This window comes from Mesorhizobium sp. M7A.F.Ca.CA.001.08.2.1 (assembly GCF_003998455.1).
In the GTDB taxonomy this organism is placed as follows: Bacteria; Pseudomonadota; Alphaproteobacteria; order Rhizobiales; family Rhizobiaceae; genus Mesorhizobium; species Mesorhizobium ciceri.
In genome coordinates this window covers 1-3,496 of the sequence record NZ_RZPW01000667.1, presented here as the reverse complement: position 1 = coordinate 3,496, position 3,496 = coordinate 1, and the positions used below count along the sequence as shown (strand labels likewise).

Sequence of the window (3,496 nt, the reverse complement as noted above, 5' to 3'; positions counted from 1 at the left end):
GACCTGCACGAAGCCGGCGTCGATGCGCGACACGAAGTCGAACGCCGCCGGGAGGTTTTCCGTGAAAATCGTTGCCGCGAGGCCGTAAGGCGTATCGTTGGCCTCCTGCAGCACGGTCTCGAAATCGGTAAAGCGTGAGACAGTCGCGACCGGCCCGAAGATCTCGTCACGGCAAACGGGTGAGCTTGCGGGAACGCCCTCGATCAGCGTCGTCGAGTAGTAGTAACCCTTGTCCAGACCTTCGGGACGCTGGCCGCCGCAAAGGATACGGGCGCCGGGCGTCTGCCGCGCCATTTCGATGTAGCGTTCGACACGATCGAACTGCTTGCGCGATACGATACAGCCCACCTGTGTCGCTTCATCCAGCGGGTTTCCAACCCGAAAAGACGTAATGCCGGCCAGCACGCGCTCGATCACCGCATCATAAATGGCGTCGTGGATATAGATCCGCGTACCGGCGGAACACGACTGGCCCTGACGCTGAAGCCGGAGCCCCTGCAAAATGCCACGGGCCGCGCGATCGATATTGGCATCGGCCAGGACGATGTTCGGATTCTTGCCGCCGAGTTCGGCTGTGACTGGAACGATCTTGTCGGCGGCGTAGTGCATGATCATGGCGCCGACCGCGCTCGATCCGGTGAAGCTGATCTTGCGTACAGCCGGATGTTGGCAAAGCAGGCGACCTGCTTCCTCGCCGAGCCCGGTGATTGCGTTCGCGACGCCGGGTGGCAGAACCGCCTGCAGCAGTTCGAACACCCGAAGCACTGCCAAGGGTGCTTGCTCGGCCGGCTTTAGCACGACGGTGTTGCCCGCGGCGAGTGCCGGGGCGATCTTGCTGGCAAGCTGCATCAGCGGTGCATTCCACGGAATGATCGCGCCAACGACACCAAGCGCCTCGCGTCGCGTATAGAGCAGCCGGCCAGGATCGGGCGGATAGGTCTGGCCGTTGATCTCGCCAGCCAGGCCACCGAAATAACGCAGGATGTCGACCATGGTGCCGGCTTCATTGCGCGATTGGGTTGGAAGTGCGTTACCAGTCTCCAGCGACGAGAGCCGGGCAATGTCTTCACGGAAGCCGTCGAGATGATCGGCTGCCCGCATGAGCAGGGCGCCGCGCTCTCTCGCCGGCGTTGCCGACCAAGACCGGAACGCAAGGGAAGCCGCATCCACCGCAGAATTGACATCCTCTATGCCGCAGCGTGGCGCGGAGCCGATGATCTCTTCGGTGGCGGGGTTCTCGATATCGAATTGCGCGGTTGTGAGCGCTTTTCTCAAGCCGCCGCCGCAGACGATCTGGCCCGAAAGTCGTCTCGCTTCCGTGGTTTGCGCGCCGATGCGCGCTTCAAGGGAGTCTATTGCAAAGGCGTTCATACGAAATGGCTTCTGTCGTTTTTGATTGAGCATACGTATGCACTCTGTTAGACATTTGAAATGAGTTTGTCAAACAGGAGTGAGAAATGTCTGTGACAACAATCGGCCTCGTCGCTGGAGACCCATCCGGTGTCGGTCCGGAACTTTGTGCCAAATTGGTCAATGCAAAAGGGCGCCAGAGTGACCTTCGCGTTGCCGTCTTTTGTGGGAAAGGGAGCTTTCGCGACGGAATGCGAATCGCTGGTCTCGATGCTGAAATCCCGGTCGTCGATAGCGTCTCATCGATTCCGGAGCGTGGCGGCGTGGCGCTGATTTCAGGGCTGGATCGAGACGGCTACAAACCCGGTGTGGCGAGCGCGGAGGGCGGAACTGCCACGCTCGCGGCGCTGGAGAGTGCAGCGGACGCGGCCGGGGCAGGGCAGCTCGATGCGATTGTCTATGGTCCGCTCAACAAACAGGCGATGTGGCTGGCCGGTCACAAGGCGATCGACGAACTGCATTTTTTCTCAAGTCGCCTCGGGGTTACCGGCTTCTGTTGCGAAATGAATAACCAGGGGGCTCTCTGGACGGCCCGCGTAACCTCGCATATCCCGCTTCGCGCCGTGGCCGACAACATCTCCGTGGAGTCCATCATTGCGGCCACGGTGGCCGGCGCCAAGGCGGTCGAATCATCAAGCGGCAAACGTGCGAGAATAGCCGTTGCCGGCCTTAACCCGCATTTGGGAGAAGGCGGCGCAATGGGCACTGAGGAGATCGAGATTATCCTCCCCGCTATCGAAAGGCTAAAGGAGCTTGGATACGATGTCGCCGGCCTCTATCCGGCCGATACCGTCTTTCTGCGTGTGGGGCCGGAGAAGCTCGACTTGATCATCACCATGTTCCACGATCAGGGCCAGATCGCGCTGAAGACACTCGGTTTCGCCAACACCTCGACCGTTCTTGGCGGATTGCCGCTGCCAATCGTTACCGCCTCGCAAGGAACAGCCTACGACATTGTCGGCCAAAATCGCGCCGACCCCGCCGGCCTGACAGCAGCGTTTGATCTCGCGCATCGTCTTGCTATTGCTACGCGCAAGGCAGCATAACAGGCGCAAAAGCTGATTTGCGCAAGGATCCAATGCATGAGACGGTCAACTTCGGTGGATGTCGCGCGGGAGGCTGGCGTATCGCAATCGACAGTGTCTCGCGCACTCGCCGGCGACGGGAGGATTTCAGAGGAGACAAAGAAAAAGATTCGCAAGACGGCGGAGCGCTTGGGCTATACGCCAAATGGGATCGCGCGAAGCCTGCAGACGAAGAAGACGAATATGGTTGGCCTGATCATGGCCGATATCCTCAATCCGTTCTACCCGGCCGTCCTGGAAATCTACACCCAGAAGCTCAACGCCATGGGCAAGCAGCTCCTGTTGCTTTCCGTGCCCAAGGGTTTCGAAGTCGATGACGTGCTGCCATCGATGCTTCAGTACGAGATCGACGGTTTGATCGTCACGTCAGCTGTGTTGTCGTCGCGAATGCGCGACATCCTGCACAACAGGAACACCCGGGTGGTTCTGTTCAACCGCTCCGTCGACGACTTTTCGATCAATTCAGTGTGCTGCGAGAACAGGTCCGCTTCTATGGAAGTTGCCGCCCTTCTTGTTGCCGCAGGGCATAGGCGTATAGCCCTTATAGGGGGCCGCCCTGATACGTCGACCCACCGTGAACGTAGCGCCGGCTTTCAGGATGAATTGCGCCGCCATGGAGTCCAAATCATTGGCGAGCAATTCGGCGAAAACACCTATGGCGGGGGTTACAGGGCAGCGATCAATCTGCTGTCCGGCCCGACTCCCCCGGACGCCATCTTCTGTATCGCCGATGTCATGGCGCTTGGCGCGTTGGATGCCGCGCGCTTCGGGCTTGGGTTGAAAGTTCCGCGCGATGTTTCCATCGTGGGCTTCGATGACATTCCCTCGGCCGCCTGGCCGGCATACGACCTCACCACCTTCCGCCAGCCGATCGAGGCGATGGTGGGGCGGTCGCTCTCCCTGCTGTTTGATCCGGCAGACTTTCCACCAGCGGCTATTCGCATACCCGGCGAACTGATCATTCGCGGCTCTACCAACATTGGTCCTGCAACCGCCTGAAC

The 3,496-nt window shown here is 60.0% G+C and carries 3 protein-coding genes; 2 read left to right on the top strand and 1 reads right to left on the bottom strand.

From position 1 onward, the window contains the following. On the bottom strand, window positions 1-1,371 hold a 1,371-nt coding region (locus EN914_RS28645; RefSeq protein ID WP_164778981.1), incomplete at its 3' end, for an aldehyde dehydrogenase family protein. Window positions 1,372-1,457: 86 nt separating this feature from the next. Here EN914_RS28645 and EN914_RS28640 point away from each other — a divergent pair. Beyond that, window positions 1,458-2,456 carry a 4-hydroxythreonine-4-phosphate dehydrogenase PdxA gene (locus tag EN914_RS28640; protein WP_024505476.1) on the top strand — a complete coding sequence of 333 codons (999 nt, stop codon included), beginning with the start codon at window positions 1,458-1,460 and terminating at the stop codon, window positions 2,454-2,456. 36 nt (window positions 2,457-2,492) lie between these two features. Next, window positions 2,493-3,494, top strand: coding sequence for a LacI family DNA-binding transcriptional regulator (locus EN914_RS28635; protein WP_024505477.1), 1,002 nt, complete (start codon window positions 2,493-2,495; stop codon window positions 3,492-3,494). Window positions 3,495-3,496 lie beyond the last annotated feature (2 nt).

Bases quoted from the DNA above. Each gene is read 5' to 3' on its own strand.
- EN914_RS28640 (WP_024505476.1), top strand. From the start codon at position 1,458: ATGTCTGTGACAACAATCGGCCTCGTCGCTGGAGACCCATCCGGTGTC.
- EN914_RS28635 (WP_024505477.1), top strand. From the start codon at position 2,493: ATGAGACGGTCAACTTCGGTGGATGTCGCGCGGGAGGCTGGCGTATCG.